Consider the following 20,349-nt stretch of genomic DNA (forward strand, 5'->3'; position numbering starts at 1 on the left):
TAGTTAGCGTTCCAATTGGGCTTTGGAGAAGAGGGATGCAGCGGTATCGCGCTGCAATTGCGCAAGCCGCATGCTGAGTACCAGATGGGCCATCTGCTGCAGGGTTGGCTGTGCGAACAGCCGCTGGATCGAAAGATCGCAATGCAGCGTGCGGCGAATCGCGGCGGCTAGTCGCACGGCGAGCAAGGAATGTCCACCAAGATCAAAGAAGCTGTCGTGGCGGCTGACCCGCTCGATGCCGAGCAACTCGCGCCACAGAGTCGCCAGTGCTTGTTCGAGTGGACCATCGGGTGCTTCATACGGCGCTTGTGCGAAGCCCGCCTCGTGTGGTGCTGGCAATGCACGGCGGTCCACTTTGCCGCTGGATGTCAGCGGCAGGGCATCCAGGAGGACGTAGGTGGCCGGTTGCATGTAGTCAGGCAGAAGCGCACGTAGTTGCGTGCGGATGGCAGTGGTTTCGCTTTGCGCAGCTGCCACATACGCCACCAGCCGTGGTGCGCCAACGTGGTCTGGGTGTGTTAAGACCAGCGCATCCTCAACGCCGTGGCAGGTGCGTAGCGCGGCTTCTATCTCGCCGAGCTCGATACGGAACCCGCGCAGTTTGATCTGATCGTCGTTGCGGCCGAGATAATCGAGTGTGCCGTCCGCACGCCAGCAGGCCAGATCGCCGCTGCGGTACATGCGCGCACCGGGCTGTTCGGCGAACGGATCGGGGACGAAGCGTTCAGCGGTCAGATCGGCACGGCCGAGGTAGCCCCGAGCCACTGCGGTGCCGCCGAGATACAGTTCACCGCGCGCACCGATCGGCAGCAACTGAGCGGCACGATCCAGCACGTACGCCCGGGTGCCCAGGAGCGGGCGACCAATGCCGCTCGGGGTGTCGGCGGCGACGGCCTGGGCGGTGGCGACCACGACGGCTTCGGTCGGGCCGTAGGTATCCAGCAGCGGCGTGCGGGTGTTCTGGACCCAGTGCTGGCGCATGGCCGGTGTCAGCGCTTCGCCGCCGATGATGACCTGACGCACGCAGGTGGGAATGTCCAGCGACTGCGCGCATAACTGCGCCCAGAAGCGGGTCGGTAGATCGACCACGCTGATGTTGGCCTGCGCGCACTGCGCCCAGAACCGCTCGGTGTCCAGCCAGGTATCGTCGCGCAGCACCAGGGTGGCGCCGCAGCACAAGGCGCCGAAGAGTTCTTCGACCGACGCATCGAAGGCCAGTGCGGCAAATTGCAGCACGCGGTCCTGTGGTGCTAGTCGGTACAGGTCGATCAGGGCGTGCAGGCGCGTGGTCAATGCGTGGTGGGAGACCAGCACGCCCTTGGGTTTGCCGGTCGAGCCGGAGGTATAGATGACATAGGCCAGGTGTTGCGCCGATAGCGGCGGCAGTACCGGGGCGTGCTCGGGTGCGTCGGCGGCGGCGGCCTGTGCGGCGGCGATGGCGATGATCGGAGGCGTCAACGCCGTCGATGCGACGAGGTGCTCTGGGTCGTCAACGAGCACCAGAACCGGTTGGGCATCGGCCAATACGTTGGCGATGCGTTCTCGCGGTTGGCTGGGGTCCAGCGGCAGGTAGGCGGCGCCGCTCTTGAGCACGGCGAGGACGGCGAGGATCTGCGCGATGCCGCGTTGCAGGCACAGCGCCACGCAGCGTTCGGGCTGTGCGCCCAGTGCAATGAGGTGGTGGGCCAAGCGATTGGCCTGGCGGTCGAGTTGTTCGTAACTGAGCGTGGTATCGGCGCAGACCAGCGCGATGGCGTGCGGTGTTGCGGCAACCTGCTGGGCGAACCACTGCGGCAGGCTGCGTGGTTCGGCGGCGGGCGCGTCATGCCCGGTGAAGGTATGCAGGTGCTGGCGTTGGGCGGGCGAGAGCAACGGCAGCTTGCCTACGCGCGCGTGGTCGTCGGCGAGCATGCCATCTAGCAGCACGCCGAGGTTGTCCCACTGCCGTTGCAGCGTGGCGGGGTCGAACAAGGCGGTGGCAAAGCGCAGGCTGCCGAGGATGCAGCCGTGTTCCAGGCGCAGGTCCAGCTCCAGGTCGTACTTGGCCTCGCGGGTCGCTGCGGGCAGCAGTTGGCAGTGCAGATCGGGCAGGGCGAGGGCGACCTGCGGGGTGTTCTGCCAGGTGAACATGGCCTGGAACAGCGGTGCATGTGCCAGGCTGCGCACCGGGTTGAGCGCTTCGATCACCTGTTCGAAGGGTAAATCCTGGTGCGCCTGCGCGGCCAGGGCGGTGGCACGCACCTGGGTCAACAAATCGGCCACGGAGGGATCGGCGCGCAGGTCGATGTGCAAGGCCTGGGTGTTGACGAACAGGCCGATCAGCGGCTCCAGTTCGCCACGCGTGCGCTGGGCGATGGGAGTGCCGATGACCACCTGGTTCTGGCCGGCCAGACGCGCCAGCAGCGCGCCCCAGGCGGCGAGCAGGGTCATGAAGAGGGTGGTGCCTTGGCGCTGGCTCAGGGCGATCAGCGCTTGGGTGCGTGCGGCATCGAAGGCCACCGGGATGGCGTCGCCGGCGTAGTCTTGTTCGGGCGGACGCGGTCGGTCGGTCGGCAGGGTCAGTAGGGCTGGGGCATCGCGCAGATGCTCGCACCAGAACTGGCGCTGCTGTTGCAGCAGCGGCCCGTCGATCCAGCGGCGCTGCCACAGGGTGTAGTCGGGATACTGGATCGGCAGCGGCGGCAATGGATCGGGCTGGCCGTGAACGAAGGCGCTGTAGAGCGCACCGAGTTCGTGCAGCAGTACGCCGATCGACCAATCATCGGCAATCAGATGGTGCAGGGTCACCAGCAACAAGTGGTTGTCTTCGGCCAGTTGCAGCAGGCGTGCGCGCAAGAGCGGGCCATGTTCCAGCTCGAAGGCAGTGCTGGTTTCCTGTTCGGCGTAACGCTGTGCGGCGGCCTGCGGATCGGCGCTGTGGCGCAGGTCGATGCACTCCAGTGGCATGGCGATGCTCGGCGGAGCGATCACCTGGGCGGGGCCGTTATCGGTGGCGACGAAGTGGGTGCGTAGCGCGTCGTGGCGGGCGAGCAGGCGGTCCAGCGCCTGCCGCAGGGCGGTCAGGTTCAAAGCGCCGCGCAAGGCCACGACGCCGGGCATCAGATAGGCTAGGTTGGCACGCGGATCGAACTGCGCCAGTACCCACAAACGCTGCTGGGCGAAGGACAGCGGTAGTGGATCGGGATGCGGCACCGGCACGATGGCCGGCAGCGCGTTGGCAGGCGCGTGTGCGAGTGCGACCGCTAGATCGGTCAGACGTGGATGGGCGAAGAGCGTGCTCAGGGCGAGGTCGATGCCACGGCAGACGCGTAGGCGGGCGATCAATTGCACAGCCAGCAGCGAGTGCCCGCCCAGGGCGAAGAAGTTGTCGTGACGACCGACCTGTCCGACGCCGAGCAGCTCGCACCACAGCATGGCCAGGCACGTTTCCGCTTCGCCTTGCGGGGCGACATACGCCTGCGTGGCCAGGGCGCTGGCATCCGGCGCCGGCAATGCGTGGCGATCGAGCTTGCCGTTGGCGGTCAGCGCCAGGGTCGCAAGCCACACGTAGGCCGACGGGAGCATGACCTCCGGCAAGCATGCCGCCAGACGCGTGCGCAGTACGTTGGCATCAGGCCTGGTCGCGTCGCCGGACGGCACCGTCTCGCCGACCAGGTAGGCCACCAGTCGCTGTTCGCCGCTGTCGGAGCGGGCAATGACGACTGCCTCGCGCACACCATCGCAGGCGCGTAGTGCAGCGGCGATCTCGCCCAATTCGATACGCACGCCGCGCAGTTTGATTTGTTCGTCGTTGCGACCGAGATATTCCAATGCACCATCGTCACGCCAACGCGCCATGTCGCCAGTGCGGTACATGCGCTGGCCGGGTTGAGCAGCGAATGGGTCGGGGACGAAGCGCTCGGCGGTCAGGTCCGCACGGCCCAGATAGCCGCGTGCCAGTTGTGGGCCGGCAATGCACAACTCGCCGATGACCCCGAACGGGACGCGTTGTCGATAGCGGTCGAGTACGTGTAGGCGTGTGTTCGGCAGAGGTCGACCCAGCGGCACGACACTGACAGCTTCCTCGCCGCGCACGTGATAGGTGCTAGTCCAGATGGTTGCCTCGGTCGGTCCGTACAGGTTCCATAGCTGGCCGCCGCCGGCACGCAAGCGCTGCGCCAGTTGCCGAGTCAGTGCTTCGCCGCCACAGAGCATGCGTAGCTGCGGATGGCTCTGCCAACCGGCATCCAGCAGCATTTGCCAAAACGCCGGTGTGGCCTGGAGTACCGAGATGGCGTGCTGTTGTAGCAGCCGCAGCCAGTCTGACGGTTGCCGTATCGCTTGGTCGCCGGCCATCACCACACGGGCGCCATGCAGAAGCGGTGCGAACAATTCCAAGCCTGCGATATCGAAGCAGACGGTGGTCACTGCCAGCAGGCTGTCCTCGGGCGACAGCGTCAACTGGGATTGCAGCACAGTCAGGAACTGCATCAGCGCGTGATGGGAGACCATCACGCCCTTGGCTCGGCCGGTGGAGCCGGAGGTGTAGATCACGTAGGCCAAGTGGTGGGGAAGCAAGCCGCGGGTGCCTGGATCCGGGCGGTGCGTGGAGTGCATCGTCCAGGCGGTACTCGCGTCCAGCGCGACGCAGGGATACGCGCTGTGCGGTAGGCGTTCGGCGAGCGCCGCATGCGTGAGCAGGCAGCGCGGATCGCTGTCCTCAAGCATGAAGGCCAGGCGTGCCGGCGGATAGCGCGGATCCAGCGGGAGGTAGGTGCCGCCTGCCTTTAGGACTGCCAGTAAGGCCACCACCAGGTCGCTGCCGCGCGGCAGGCAGACGGCCACCCGGATGTCCGGGCCGACGCCCAGTGCGATCAAGTGATGGGCAAGCTGGTTGGCACGTGCGTCGAGCTCGGCATAGCTGAGTGCCATCTTGTCGTCCACGATGGCGATGGCCTGAGGCGTACACTGGACTTGCCGTTCGATTTCATGGTGCAGGTAAGGGTGCTCGGCAAGGGCGACCTCGCGGCCATTGCACTCCTCCAACCGGCTGCGCTCCTCGGCGCACAGCAGCGGCAGTTGGCTTAGGGGGCTGTGTGGAGTTGCGAGCAGTCCACGCAGCATCTGCCGCAATGCGGTCATGGCGCTCTCGGCCAGTGCCAGCGGCAATCGGTCCGGGTTGACGTTGAATTCCAGCAGTGCCGGGTGCCGCGTGCTGTAGCGCCGCACGAACACGCTCAGCGCGGTGTCTTCGTAACCGGCATGCAGTGGCAGTGTCTGCCATGTGCCTTCCGCGATGTCGGCATCGCTGAACACGCTGAAGTCTTCGACCGAGACGCCGATGTCGAATGGCCGCGGCGTCTGCTGTGCGCTCGCACCCAACTGGCGCATAGCGTGTTGCAAGGGGAAGCGGGCGTGACGCATGGTCGTGCGCAATGCCGTGGCGATGACGCGCATGGCGGTAGCGATATCCGCGTGCGGTGATATGTCCAGGTAGAGCGGCAATTGCGCGGACAGCATGCCGAACATGGCACGTTCGCTGGCGTTGTGCCGATTGTGGACGGCCAGGCCGAGTGCCACAGGCCCTTGATGGTGGCTCAGGCGGGCCAGACAGGTCGCCAGGCAGGCGACGATCATGCTGGTGAGTGAGCCGCCCAGGCGCTCGGCCAGCGTGCTCAAGACGATGAAGTCCGGAGTGTCCAGTGTGCAGGTCAATTGCACGCTTGGCTGATGGCCGAGTGCGGTGGTGGTGCTGGGAAACAGCGGCGCAGGGCGTGTGTGCAGATAGGCACGCCAGTAAGCCTGGTCGCGCTGATAGCGGGTAGAGTCAAGATAGGCTTGGTCGGCAGCGAGCGCTTGCAGATAAGAAGGGGCAGCTGTCTGATCGGGCTGGCCGCGCAGACGCTGGTTGTAGGATTCGACAACCTGTCGGCACAGCATTCCCAGGGAAATGCCATCGGCGATGAGATGATGGCAGCGGTATAGGCAATAGCCACGTTCGGTGGAGGCCTGCAGCCACTGGATGTCCCATAGCGGTTGGCCATACAGCGCGAAGGGTTTTGCAATGGTTTGGTGCAGGTGATCCCAGATGCTTTGTTCGCTGTCTGCGTGGGCCGAATAATCGTGCCAGGGCAGGGAAAAAGGCAGTGACTCCAGCACGCGTTGGCGTGGCAAGGGAGCCTCTTCGACCAGCACCGTGCGCAGTGCGTCGTGGCGGGCGATGACCGTTGCAATGGCATGTTCCCAGGCATCGCGGTGGATGGTGCCTTCGAAACGGATGACGCAGCCGATGCTGTAACTGGGTTGTTTTGGTGCGAGCAGTTGCCCGAGCCAGATGCCTTGCTGGGCCGAACTGAGCGGATACAGCGCCGCATCGAGCGGAGCGAGCAAATCGGTGACGCTCATGCGATTCCCTGTGGGGCGGGAATGCGCTGCGCCATCGCTTGCATACTGCTGCATCGGCAGGCGGTGCGCGAGGTTGCGAGTCTGGAGGCGCGCGGTCTGGTGAGGAGGATCATGGCGTTCATGGCGTGACCTGGGCGGTCACGCAGTCGGTGTCTGTCATAGGGCGGGGATTGGCGCAGTCAGTCATGCCGTCGCCATGCGCAGGCGCTGCATGCGGTGTCGAGGAGGTGCATGCAGGGGACGCGCGGTCGAGCGCCTGCTCAATGCAATGTGCGAGCCCGACGATGTGCATGTTCTCGATCATGGTGACGTGATTGCCGCCCACCGGCATCCGTGCGATCTGCGCCGCTGGCAGCAGATGCTGCCAGCCATAGGCATCCGTAGCCGGTTCGGGTTCGCTCGCCTGGAAGAGATGCAGCTTGCACGCCACCTGCAATGGCAGGGCGGTGAACGCTGGCCACAACCGGTTGAAGTGGGTGCTGTTGACGCACTCCTGCAACATGTTCGCGACCGTGGTCTGTTCTTCCGCCGCCAACTGCGCCAGCATCGGATCGCTTTCGCAGGCTGCGGCCATGTCCGCGTATGCGTTGTCGCCGATGTGCTTCAGCAGCGCTTCCAGCGCCGCCTGGACGTCATGGCGCTCCTGATAGGGTTCATGGTGTCGCAATCCGTCCAGTCGTTGCAGCAACGCTTGGCCGAGCGCGGTGTCGAGCGTGTCGGTGTCCGCTTTCGCTGTCGGCAGGCTGCAATCGAGCAGGCCGAGGAAAGCGACGGACTGGCCCTGCTGGTCGAAGTGTTGGGCGATGGCATAGGACAACAGGCCGCCGGAGGAATACCCCAGCAGGTGATACGGACCGTGCGGCTGCACCGCCTGAATCCACGCGGCCATCTGCGTGGCTAGTGCGTCCATCGTGGCCGGCAGCGGTTCCGGCCAAGGCAAGGCATAGACCGGAATGTCCGCATCGAGGTGGCCGGCCAACTCGAACGCATAGGTGATGTCGCCAATGCCGGTCGGTACCACGAAAACGGGCGGGCGGCTGCCATGGCGCCGCGCAGCCAGCACCTGGGATCCGAATGCCTGTGTGTCGCCACTCAGGCGCGCGGCTTGCGCTTGCAGCGTCGGCGCGGCATACACCATTTGCACGGTCAGTTCGAAGTGACTGCGTCTGGCGGCGGCGATCAGCCGCACTACCGACAACGAGTGTCCGCCCAATTCGAAGAAATGGTCGTTGCGGCCGATGCGCTGCGGCCCCAGCACGCTGGCCCAGAGTTTGGCTAGACGACGCTCGATGGGTGTGGCGGGTGGTACGTAGGCCGCATTGGCCGGCGTCGCAGCCTCCGGCGCCGGCAGCGCGCGCCGGTCGAGCTTGCCGTTGGTGTTCACTGGCAACACTTTCAGTTGCACATAGGCCGCTGGCAGCATGTAGTCGGGCAGTCGCGCAGCCAGCTGCGTGCGCAGCGTGTCGGCGCCAAGTTGCTCGGCATCGCCGACCACATAGCCAACCAATCGCGGTTCGCCCGGAATATCCTCGCGCAGCAACACGGTGGCGTCCTGCACGCCGGTGCAGGTGCGTAGCGCGGCTTCTATCTCGCCGAGCTCGATACGGAACCCGCGCAGTTTGATCTGATCGTCGTTGCGGCCGAGATAATCGAGTGTGCCGTCCGCACGCCAGCAGGCCAGATCGCCGCTGCGGTACATGCGCGCACCGGGCTGTTCGGCGAACGGATCGGGGACGAAGCGTTCAGCGGTCAGATCGGCACGGCCGAGGTAGCCCCGAGCCACTGCGGTGCCGCCGAGATACAGTTCACCGCGCGCACCGATCGGCAGCAACTGAGCGGCACGATCCAGCACGTACGCCCGGGTGCCCAGGAGCGGGCGACCAATGCCGCTCGGGGTGTCGGCGGCGACGGCCTGGGCGGTGGCGACCACGACGGCTTCGGTCGGGCCGTAGGTATCCAGCAGCGGCGTGCGGGTGTTCTGGACCCAGTGCTGGCGCATGGCCGGTGTCAGCGCTTCGCCGCCGATGATGACCTGACGCACGCAGGTGGGAATGTCCAGCGACTGCGCGCATAACTGCGCCCAGAAGCGGGTCGGTAGATCGACCACGCTGATGTTGGCCTGCGCGCACTGCGCCCAGAACCGCTCGGTGTCCAGCCAGGTATCGTCGCGCAGCACCAGGGTGGCGCCGCAGCACAAGGCGCCGAAGAGTTCTTCGACCGACGCATCGAAGGCCAGTGCGGCAAATTGCAGCACGCGGTCCTGTGGTGCTAGTCGGTACAGGTCGATCAGGGCGTGCAGGCGCGTGGTCAATGCGTGGTGGGAGACCAGCACGCCCTTGGGTTTGCCGGTCGAGCCGGAGGTGTAGATGACGTAGGCCGGATGCTGCGGATGTAGTGCGGGAATGTTGGGTGCGTGCGTTGGCGCACAGGTCCAAAACTCTTGCTCGACATCGAGCCGCACGGTGTGCATGCCGTTGCGCGTCGCAAGCGATGCAGCCGTATCGCGATGGGTGAGCAGCACACTGGGTCGTGCATCGGCGAGCATGGCGTTCAGGCGCGCGGATGGCACATCGGGATCCAGCGGCAGGTAAGCGCCGCCGGCCTTGAGCACGGCGAGGATGGCAACGATCAGATCAATGCCGCGCGGCAGGCACACGGCGACGATGCGTTCTGGTACGACGCCCAGCCCGATCAGATGATGGGCGAGTTGGTTGGCGCGGGCATCGAGTTCGGCGTAGTGGAGTGCCTGGGTCTGCGCCACGACCGCGATCGCCTGCGGCGTGCGCCGCGCCTGTAAGGCGATGGTGTGATGCAGGAAGCCGTTGCCGTCGAGATCGTCCGTGGTGGCGTTGAAGCTGTGCAACTGCGCCAGTTCGTCGGCGGGTAACAACATCAGAGTATTCAATGGGGTATCCGGTGCCCGTTCCAGCGCCTGGATCAGCGCCTGCACCGCGTGTTGCATCAGCGCAATGACGCGCTCGGCACCGATGCGCGGCTCTACCGTCGCATCCACCGAAAAACCTCCAGTTGCGGTGATGTCGTTGATCGAGATCGCCAGTGGATAGTTGGTGCGCTCCGGCATTGCCAGCATTTCCATGCCAAGCCGGTTGTGTGCCTGCTGCGCTATGTCGGCCGGTGTCTGCGCCGTGATGCCACCGGCATAGCGATAGTTGAGCAGCGCGGTGAAGAGTGGTGCTGGTGGCGCGATGCCACTGCAGCGTTGCGCCAATGCCAATGGGGCGTGTTCGTGGTGGAGTAACTGCGCCAACTGCTGCTGGGTCTGGCGCAGCGCCTCGACCACGCTGCGGCCATTGCGTTGCAGCCGGATAGGCAGCGTGTTGAGGAACATGCCCAGAACACGGTCGGCACCGTTGCCGCCTTGCATACGACCGAACAACGTCGTACCGAACACCACATCGTCCTGGCCGCTGGTTTGAGCCAACACCAGTGCGCAGGCCAGATGGAATAAGCTGGATGGGGTGATATTGAGTCGGTGTGCATGACGGCGCACAGCGCTGGACAGGCCATCGGGCAGAGGGCGCAGTCTGTGTTCCATGTCAGCGCCGGTGCCGCGCACTTCGTACAGGCCGAACGGGATGGTGGGTGTTTCCAGATCACCCAACTGCTGGGTGAAGAAGGCGCGGTGTTCGGCTTCGCTTACATCAAGACGTGCTTGTGCGATGAAGTTGCGGAATGGCAGCGGCGCGGGCAAGCGGTGCTGGTGTCCGTGCAGATGGGCATGTATCTCCTCGATCAGCAGTTCCAGTGTGGTGTGATCCATGATCAGGTGATGGTAATGAAGGCCAAGTAGCCAGCGCCCGTGCACGCGATCTTCGACGAGGTCGGCATGGATCAGCGGTGCCTGGCTGATATCCAGACGGAAGCGAAGCGGATCCATGTGCTGCTGCAACGCTGCCAGCACGTCCTGCGCATCAAGGACGAGGGTGTGCAACAGCAGTGGCGCATGCCGCCAGACCACTTGAACGGGTGTGTGCAGACCCTGCCAGGCGAAGCTGGTGCGCAGGATGTCGTGGCGTGCGATGACCGTTTCCAGCGCGACGACGAAGGCATCCACATGCGCGCGCGTGTCGAATGCCAGCACGGTGCTGTTGAGGTAAGCATCGTTTTCTGGGCTGGCTAGATGATGGAATAGCAGACCTTCCTGCAGTGGCGCCAGCGGGTAGATGTCCTGCACGTTGGGCGCACCGCCCTGGACGGTCGCCACGGCAGCATCGGTCTCGGTTTGGCTGAGTTCGACCAGTGGCAGCATGTCCGGCGTGATGCGGGCGCAATCGGGGGTAATGCGATTGGGCGGGATGCGAAGCGTGGACGCGCAGGTGAGGGTGCTGGCGAGGCTGGCTAACGTAGGCGTGTTGAACAAGGCGCGCACGTCCAAGTGCCAGCCATGTCGGCGCAGACGCTCAATCAGGGTGATCGCCAGCAGCGAGTGCCCACCGAGGGCGAAGAAGTTGTCGTGACGCCCGACCTGTTCGACGCCGAGTAGCTCGCGGTAGAGATCGGCGAGCTGTGTTTCCAGTTCGCCTTCTGGGGCGACATAGGCTTGCGTCGCCAGCGCGTCGGCGTCCGGTGCGGGCAATGCCTTGCGATCCAGCTTGCCATTGGGGGTCAACGGGAGCCGATCCAACTGTACGTAAGCCGCCGGGACCATGTGCTCGGGCAGGCGGGTGGCCAAGGTGGCGCGCAGTTGCTCGGCGCTGGCGACCGCATCAGCGACCACATAGGCGATCAGACGTCTGTCGCCATCGTCCTCGCGCACAATGACCGCCGCCTGCCGCACACCGTCGCAGGCGTGCAGCGCGGCCTGGATTTCGCCCAGTTCGATGCGGAACCCGCGCAGTTTGATCTGCTCGTCGTTGCGGCCCAGATACTCCAGCGTGCCATCGGCGCGCCAGCGCGCCAGATCGCCGCTGCGGTACATGCGCGTACCCGGTTGATCGGCGAACGGATCGGGGATGAAACGTTCGGCGGTCAGTCCTGGGCGATGCAGATAGCCGCGCGCCAGACCCGCACCGGCCACGTACAGTTCACCGGCCACACCGACCGGCAGGCACTGACCATCCGGTCCCAGTACATACGCGCGCAGATCCGCCAGCGGTGCACCGATCGGGCTGTTGCCAGGACGCTGTACATCCTGCGCGGTGAGTGCATGGGCGGTGACGTGTACGGTGGTTTCGGTGATGCCGTACATGTTGAGCAGGGTGGTGCGCTGACCATGCGCGGTGAACCACGCGGACACACTGGCCGGTTGCAAGGCTTCGCCGCCGAAGATCACCAGGCGCAGGTGGTGCTGCAAGTCGCTGTGCTGTTGCGCATCGATCAGCGCCTGGAACGCACTGGGAGTCTGGTTGAGCACGCTGACGCGCTGCTCGCACAGCAGGGTATGGAAGGCGTCGGGATCGCGTGCGGTGTCCTGTGACACCACGACCAGGCGTCCGCCATGGGCCAGTGCACCCCACAGTTCCCAGACGGAGAAATCGAACGCGCAGGAATGGAACAGGGTCCAGACATCCTCGGCGGTCGGCGCGACGCACGCGCGGGTGGCATGCAACAGGCGCACGACTTGGGCATGGGCGATGACGACGCCCTTGGGGGTGCCGGTGGAACCGGAGGTGTAGATGAGGTAGGCCGGATGTTGCGGCAGCAGATCGGTGCGCTGTGGTGCGTGAGTGGGGTGTTGTGCCCAGGCGTCGGTATCCGTGTCGATCCGGAGGAGGGTGATGTCGTCGCGCTCCTGCCATGCGTTCGCCAGCGCATGTTGGGTGATGAGCACGCGCGGTTGCGCATCGTCGAGCATGAAGGCCAGTCGCTCGGCGGGATAGGCCGGATCCAGCGGCAGATAGGCGGCGCCGGCCTTGAGCACGGCGAGGATGGCGACGATCACCTCCACGCCGCGGTGCAGGAACAGTGCGATGCGATCTTCCGGGCCGATGCCGTGCGCGATCAGGTGATGGGCGAGTTGGTTGGCGCGGGCATCCAGGTCGGCATAGCACAGCGTGCACTGGCCATCGACCACGGCGATGGCCTGCGGCGTGCGTGCGGCCTGCTGCTCGAACACGCTGGGCAGACAGCGCTGGTCGGCGAAGACGCGATGCTGGCGGGCGAGGCGTTGCAGCCATTGTTGGCGCTCGGTGGTGCTGAAGAGCGGCAAGCGCTCCACGCGGCAGTGTTCGTCGGCAACCATGCCGTGCAACACGGCGAAGAAGTGATGCAGATGGCGCTCGATGGTGCTGCGCTCGAACAGCGCGGTGGCATAGCCGAGCGTACCGACGATGCGGCCGTCGTGCGCTTCCTGCAGTCCCATTTGCAGGTCGAATTTGATCGTCTGCGCTGGCAGGCCGAATTGTTGTAGCCGCAAGCCCGAAAGTTGCAGTTCCGATTCAGGCAGATTCTCCCAGTTCAACATCACCTGGAAGAGTGGATGCGCTGCCAGATTGCGCTCAGGGTTGAGTATTTCGATGAGTTGATCGAACGGCAGATCCTGGTGGGACTGCGCCGCCAAGGTCGTCGCGCGTACCTGTGTCAGCAACTGGGCCACGCTAGGGTTGCCCGACAGATCCAGCCGCAGTGCCTGAGTGTTGACGAAGAAGCCGATCAGCGGTTCCAGCTCTTCATGGGTGCGGTTGGCCACAGGGGTTCCGATCACCACTTGATTCTGTCCTGACAGGCGCGACAACAGCACTGCCCAGGCGGCCAGCAGGGTCATGTACAGGGTCGTGCCATGACGTTGACCGAGCTGTTTGAGCGCGGTGCTCTGGGCGTGGTCCAGGGCGAATGCGACGCTGTCGCCGGCATAGTCCTGGTGCGGCGGGCGGGCGTGATCGGTCGGCAGTTCCAGCAACGCCGGGGCGCCTTGTAGGTGGTTGCGCCAGAAATCGCGCTGGCGTTCGTGCATCTGACCGCTGATCCGTTGGCGTTGCCAACTGCTGTAATCGGCGTATTGCACGCGAAGTGGAGGCAGTGGGTCGGCGCGGCCTTCCAGGAAAGCGGTGTACAAAGCGCCCAATTCGCGCATCAGTACACCGATCGACCAACCGTCGGAGACGATGTGATGCATCGTGATCAGCAGCAGGTGCTCCTGCTCGGCCAGGCGCAGCAGGCGGCCACGCACCAGGGTGTCGTGTTCCAGATCGAAACGCGTGCCGGCTTCTTCGGCGGCGTGGTCGTGCGCGGCTGCCTCGGGGTCGGGCAATGTGCGCAGATCGATACAGTGCAGTGGAAAGCGGCTCTGCGCATCGGCGATGCGCTGTACCGGGACGTCGTGCTCCATCGCGAAACGTGTGCGCAACGCCTCGTGCCGATGCACGATACGGTCCAACGCGCGGCGCAATACGAGGCTGTCCAGTGCGCCGCTCAAGCGGACGCCGCCGGGCATCAGATAGGCGAGTTGGCTCTCGGGATCGAAGCGGTCCAGGAACCATAGGCGTTGCTGGGCGAAGGAAAGCGGCATTGCCGCATGGCGATCCACCGTGACGATCCGCTGTGCGTCGCTGCGCTCGCTGCGCTCCAGGCATTGCGCCAGTGCCTGCAATTGGCTGTGGTTGAACACATCACCAATCTGTATTTCCATGCCGAGGCGGTCGCGGATGCGCGCGATCAACTGCACGGCTAACAACGAATGCCCGCCCAGGGCAAAGAAGTCGTCGCCACGACCGACCTGTTCGACACCGAGCAGCTCGCGCCATAGCCCGGCGAGCACGGTTTCCAGTTCGCCTTCCGGGGCCAGGTAGGTCTGCGTTGCCAGCGCGTCGGCACCCGGGGCTGGTAATGCCTTGCGATCCAGCTTGCCATTGGTGGTCAATGGCAATGCCTTTAGTTGCACATAGGCCGCTGGCAGCATGGCCTCGGGCAGTCGCGCAGCCAGCTGCGTGCGCAGCGTGTCGGCGCCAAGTTGCTCGGCATCGCCGACCAGATAGGCGACCAGGCGCGGCTCGCCAGGGCTGTCCTCGCGCAGCAACACGACCGCGTCCTGCACGCCGGTGCAGGTGCGTAGCGCGGCTTCTATCTCGCCCAGTTCGATACGGAATCCGCGCAATTTGATCTGATCGTCGTTGCGGCCGAGATAGTCGAGCGCACCATCGGCGCGCCAACGCGCCAGATCGCCTGTGCGGTACATGCGCGCGCCAGGCTGATCGGCGAACGGATCGGGGACGAAGCGTTCGGCGGTCAGGTCTGGACGACCGAGATAACCACGGGCCAATTGCATGCCGGCGATGTGCAATTCGCCGGCCACGCCGAGCGGAGCCAACTGAGCGTAGGCATTGAGGACGTGCAATTGGGTATTGGCGATCGGTCGGCCGATCGGCACCTGGGTGACGTCGGCTTCGCCGCATTCCCAGGCACTGACGTCCACTGCTGCTTCGGTCGGGCCGTAGAGGTTGTACAGGCGTGCCTGCGGCAGACGGGTACGCGTGTCACGTGCCAGATCGGCGAGCAGCGTTTCGCCGCTGCAAACGATCCGGCTCAGCGTGCGGCATGCACCTTGCGGCAGTGCATCGAGAAACACGCGTAGCATTGATGGCACAAAGTGTGCGGTGTCGATGCTGGCCTGTTCGATCAACGTCTTGAGATAGGCCGGATCCTTGTGGCCGCCAGGTTGCGCCAGCACCAGACACCCGCCCACGCGTAACGGCCAGAACAGCTCCCACACCGAGACGTCGAAGCCAATGGGAGTTTTTTGCAGGACGCGCTGTTGGGGTTGCAACTGCAAGGCTTGCTGCATCCATTGCAGACGGTTGTCGATGGCGGCATGGGTGTTGACCACACCCTTGGGTGTGCCGGTGGAACCGGAGGTGTAGATGACGTAGGCCGGATGCTGTGGGTGCAATGTGGCAACGACCGGCGCATGCGTTGGCGCGCAGGCCCACGCCGATGGCGCGTCATCCAGCAGGATGGTGTGCAGATCCTCGCGCGGTGTGAGCAACGCGGCGCTCTCGCGGTGGGCCAGCAACACGCTGGGCCGGGCATCGGCGCACATGGCGTGCAGGCGCGCAGCCGGGACGTCGCTGTCCAGCGGCAGATAGGCGGCACCGGCCTTGAGCACGGCGAGGATGGCAACGATCAGATCGATGCCGCGCGGCAGGCACACGGCGACGATGCGTTCCGGTACGACGCCGAGCCCGATCAGATGATGGGCGAGCTGGTTGGCGCGGGCATCGAGTTCGGCGTAGTGGATTGCCTGGGTCTGCGCCACGACCGCGATCGCCTGCGGCGTGCGCCGCGCCTGTGCGGCGATGGCGTGATGCAGGAAGCCGCTGCCGTCGAGATCGGCAGTGGTGGCGTTGAAACTGTGCAACTGCGCCAGTTCCTGCGGCTCGATTGCCGAAAGCGTGGAGACTGCGGCGTTATCGTCAGCGCTCATCCGTGCTAGCAAGGTCAGCAACTGGCGTACGTGGCGTTGAATGCGTGCGCGGGTGAACAGCGCCGTGGCGAAGACTAGGCTGCCGACGATGCCATCGTCACTTTCCTGCATCGACAGTTCCAGATCGAACTGCGCGGCGCGATGGGTGCCTGGTAATGTTTCCACCGTGAGCGCTGGCAGCGTGAGCTGACCTTCCGATGCGTTCTGCCAAGCGAGCATTACCTGGAAAATCGGGTTGTGCGCGGTGCTACGTACGGGATTGAGCGCTTCAACCACATGCTCGAAGGGAATGTCTTGGCATGTCTGGGCGGCCAGTGCTGTCGCCCGGGTTTGCGCCAGGAGCGCGGCCACGCTCGGGTTGTGTCGCAGGTCGATGCGGATCGCCAGCGAATTGACCAACATACCGATCAACGGTTCCAGTTCGGCATGATGGCGATTGGCGATCGGCGTACCGATCACGACCTCTTGCTGGCCCGACAAGCGGGCCAGCAATGCCGCCCAGCCGGCCAGTATCACCATGAACAAGGTGGCGCCGTGGCGCTGGGCCAGTGCCTTCAGCGCGGCCGTCTGCGCGGCATCCAGGTGGAGCGATACGAGGTCGCCGCGATGATCCTGTTGCGCCGGGCGCGGGGAGTCGGTCGGCAATTGGAGCAACGTCGGTGCGTCGCTTAGATGGGCAATCCAATGCGCCAGTTGATGCTGCAATCGCTCGCCGGTCATCCATCGACGTTGCCAGATGGCGAAGTCGGCGTATTGGATCGGCAGTGCTGGCAGTGGATCGGGCAGTCCCTGCGTGAACGCGCCGTACAGTGCGCTCAGTTCATTGACCAGGACTCCACCGGACCACGCGTCGGTGATGATGTGATGCGCGGTCAACAGCAAGACATGGTCGCGCTCGCCCAGGCGCAGCAGGCATCCCCTCAGCAACGGCCCGCTCTGCAGATCGAATGGAGCTTGCGCCTGCGCATCGGCGTGCGCGTGCGCAGCCTGCAACGGGTCGCTTTCGTCGCTGAGATCGTGCTGGATCAGCGCAAAGCCGCTATCGGCCGGGGCGATCATCTGTTGCGGTTGTCCATCGATCGTCGCGAAGCGGGTCCGTAGGATTTCGTGGCGTGCGACGATCCGGTTCAGTGCGCGGCGCAACGCGGTGGTGTCGAGTGTTCCGTGCAGTCGCAGCACGTAGGCGAGCGCGTAGGCGGCGCCACTGTGGCCGTGTACATCGAGGAACCACAGCCGCTGTTGCGCGAAGGAAAGCGGCAGCGGCCCGTTGCGCGGACTCGGCACGATGGCTGGCTGGTGCTCTGTCGAGGCCACCGTCACGGCGTTGGCCAGATCGGCCAGACGTGGGTGCGCGAAGATGTCGGCCAAGCTCACGGCCACGCCCAGCCGTTGCCGCATGCGCGAAGCCAACTGTACGGCCAGCAGTGAGTGCCCGCCCAAGGCAAAGAAGTCGTCGCGACGGCCGACCTGTTCGATATCGAGCAGCGCACGCCAGAGGTCAGCCAGCTGTGTTTCCAACTCGCTTTCGGGGGGCGCATACGCTTGCAGTGCGAGTGCGTCGGCATCTGCTGCCGGCAGAGCGCGACGGTCGAGCTTGCCGTTGGCCGTCAGTGGCAGGACATCGAGCTGCACATATGCTGTCGGCACCATGTAATCAGGGAGCCGTGCACGCAACTGCGTGTGCAAGGTTTCTGCATCGAGGGCCAGCGTGTCCTCGCCCACCACATAGGCGATCAGACGCGTGTCGCCGGTGGAACGGGCATCGGCGATGACGACTGCCTGGCGCACAGTGGGGCAGGCGCATAGCGCTGCGGTGATCTCGCCCGGTTCGATGCGGAAGCCACGGATCTTGATCTGGTCGTCGTTGCGACCGAGGAAATCCAGGCTGCCGTCGGCCAGCCAGCGCGCCAGGTCGCCGGTCTTGTACATGCGCTGGCCGGGTTGCTGGGCGAATGGATCGGGCACGAAGCGTTCGGCGGTGAGTGCGGGGCGATGCAGGTAGCCCTGTGCCAACTGGAGACCGGCGAGATGCAGTTCGCCGGCCACGCCGATCGGGGTCGGCTGACCATGGCGGTCCAGCACATAGGCACGGTTGCCCGACAGCGGCCGTCCGATCGGCACGGGCCGGCTGGCATCCGGGGCCTGATCCAAGGCCAGGGCGGTGACAAACTGGGTGCTCTCGGTCGGGCCATAGGTCTGCAGTACGCTGACCTGACCGCCGGCTTGCAGTACCGTGGTCAGCGCCTGTGGGTCGGCCACATCGCCACCGGTCAACAGCATCCGCAGCGCGCTCAATTGCGGCGCCAGCAGCGGCGCGTAGACGCGCAGCACGCCGGCGACCAGGATCAAGACGCTGATCTGCGCATTGCGCAACATGGCAGCCAGTGCAACTGGCTCGCGCAGCGTGGCGGCCGGCACCACCACGACGGTGGCACCGTTGAGCAGGCTGCCCCAGACTTCCAGGGTGGCCGAGTCAAAGGCAGGGTTGGAGGCGAAGGCGACCCGGTCGCTGGTGCGCAGCCGCGCCGGTCCGTCCTGCATGACCAGGTTGAGGACGGCATGCTGGGGGATGACCACGCCCTTTGGCTGTCCGGTCGATCCGGAGGTGTACATGACGTAGGCCGCACCGAGCGGGTGCGTGAATGGCCGGGGCGGTGTCGCTGCCTCATCAAGCAGGATCTGTTGCAGGTTCACGCAGCGCAGGCCGGGCACATCCAACGGCGGAGCCAGGGTATGCACCAACGCCAGCCGCGCATGGCAGTCGTGCAGCAGGTAGGAGAGGCGTTCGCTGGGTTGCTCCAGATCCATCGGCACATAGCAGGCGCCGCACATCAGCACGGCCAGCTGTGCCACGATGAGGTCGGCCGAGCGCGGCATTAGCAATCCTACCGGCTGGCCCGCCAGCAGGCCGTACTCTTGCAAATGATTGGCCAGGCAAGCGGCGCGATTCCAGAGTTGCGCATAGCTCATGTGCAGCGTGCCGTCGATCAGCGCCGTTGCTTCTGGAGTACGCTGGACCTGGGCGAGCAAGGCGTCGGACAGTCGCGCGAACGGTGGTAAAATCGCCTGGGCGGCGTTGAAGTCGTGCAGCACACGATGGCGTTGTGTCTCCGGCACCCAAGGCAGCCGATCGACCCGGTGACCATCGTGGGTGCTCATCGCCTGGAGCAGATGGACGAACTGTGCGGCGTAGTCCTGGATCGTCGCCTGGTCGAACAAGGCCGTCGGATATTTGATGCAACCGCCCAGCCTGCTCTCGGACTCCTGCATCTCCAGGATCAGATCGAAGGCGCACATGTTCGATGCGTTCGGCAACGGCTCTAGTCGCAATCCCGGCATCTGTAACGATTGGTCGCCGCTGAAACCATCCAGGCTGAACAGTGTCTGGAAGAGGGGGGTGTAGCTCAGGCTGCGGTTCGGTTGCAGCGCTTCGACGACGCGCTCGAACGGCAGTTCCTGGTGATCCTGTGCCTTCAGTACCAAGTCGCGGACGTGCGCCAGCCATTGCCCCACGTTCGGTGTTGCGGATACGTCCAGGCGCAACGCCAGCGTGTTGATGAAACAGCCGATCAGCCCTTCCAGGTCCGGATGCGTGCGTCCGGCGACCGGGGTGCCGATCATCACCTCGTCGGTCGTGCTGATTCGGGTCAGCAGCAGGGCCCAGCCAGCCAGCAGGGTGACGAACAACGAGCAACCATGGCGCCGCGCCAGTGCGTTTAGCCCTTGTGCCAACGCAGTTGGCAGCAGCAGTTCGACCACTGCGCCCTGGTAGTCCTGGATGGCTGGACGCGCGCGGTCGGTCGGCAGCGCCAGCAGCGTCGGGGCGCCATTCAGTTGCCCTGTCCAGAAGCGCAGTTGCGCATCGAGCGTGTCGCCCTGTAATTGCTCGCTTTGCCAGATCGCATAGTCCGCATACTGGATGGGCAATGGCGGCAGCGGATCGGGTTGCTGGCAGACAAAGGCGGCGTACAAGACTTCCAGCTCGCGCAGCAGAATGCCGATCGACCAGCCATCGCAGGCGATGTGATGGAAGGTCAGCAGCAGCACATGCTCCTGCGCCGTCAGCCGTAACAGACGCCCGCGCACCGGAGCGCCCAGTTCCAGATCGAAGGGCTGTCTGGCTTCGTATTGCGTGATGCGTGCGATGTCCAGCGTGCTCGCATCTTCATGCACGAGTGGGAAGCGCATGGTTGCGTGAATGCGCTGACGAACCTGCCCATTGACTTCGATCAGGCTGGTGCGCAGTACTTCGTGGCGCAACACGATGCGATCCAGTGCCGCTTGCAGGGCGTCGATGTCCAGTGCGCCGATCAGGCGCACGCCATTGGCCATGTGGTAGCTGATGGATGCCTGAGGGTCCAGCTTGGCGAGCAACCACATGCGCTTTTGCACGAAGGAAGCCGGTAGGCTCTTGACGGAGTTATCCATGACGGGTGCATTCCTCCAGCAAGCGCGATCGCGATAGGTGCAGGAACGTCTGCTTGCCTGGACACGACCAAGGACGCCGTGGTTGCCTGTTGCATCGAAGCAGGATCATTGACATCGGGCCTTGCACGTGTTTTGCTCAGGTGGAGGTTGTCTGTAGT

General features: G+C 64.9%; 2 protein-coding genes. Both read right to left on the bottom strand.

What is annotated here, in order from left to right:
* Window positions 1–3: 3 nt before the first annotated feature.
* The gene (locus XaFJ1_RS04990; protein ID WP_012915580.1) at window positions 4–6,384 is read right to left on the bottom strand and encodes a non-ribosomal peptide synthetase; all 6,381 of its coding nucleotides are present in this window, start codon (window positions 6,382–6,384) and stop codon (window positions 4–6) included.
* A 118-nt stretch (window positions 6,385–6,502) separates the two neighbouring features.
* Entirely contained in the window at window positions 6,503–20,191 is a 13,689-nt protein-coding gene (locus tag XaFJ1_RS04995) for a non-ribosomal peptide synthetase (RefSeq protein WP_012915581.1), read from the bottom strand.
* Window positions 20,192–20,349: the final 158 nt, after the last annotated feature.

It is taken from the genome of Xanthomonas albilineans, assembly GCF_009931595.1.
In the GTDB taxonomy this organism is placed as follows: domain Bacteria; phylum Pseudomonadota; class Gammaproteobacteria; order Xanthomonadales; family Xanthomonadaceae; genus Xanthomonas_A; species Xanthomonas_A albilineans.

Bases quoted from the DNA above. Each gene is read 5' to 3' on its own strand.
- XaFJ1_RS04995 (WP_012915581.1), bottom strand. From the start codon at position 20,191: ATGGATAACTCCGTCAAGAGCCTACCGGCTTCCTTCGTGCAAAAGCGC.
- XaFJ1_RS04990 (WP_012915580.1), bottom strand. From the start codon at position 6,384: ATGAGCGTCACCGATTTGCTCGCTCCGCTCGATGCGGCGCTGTATCCG.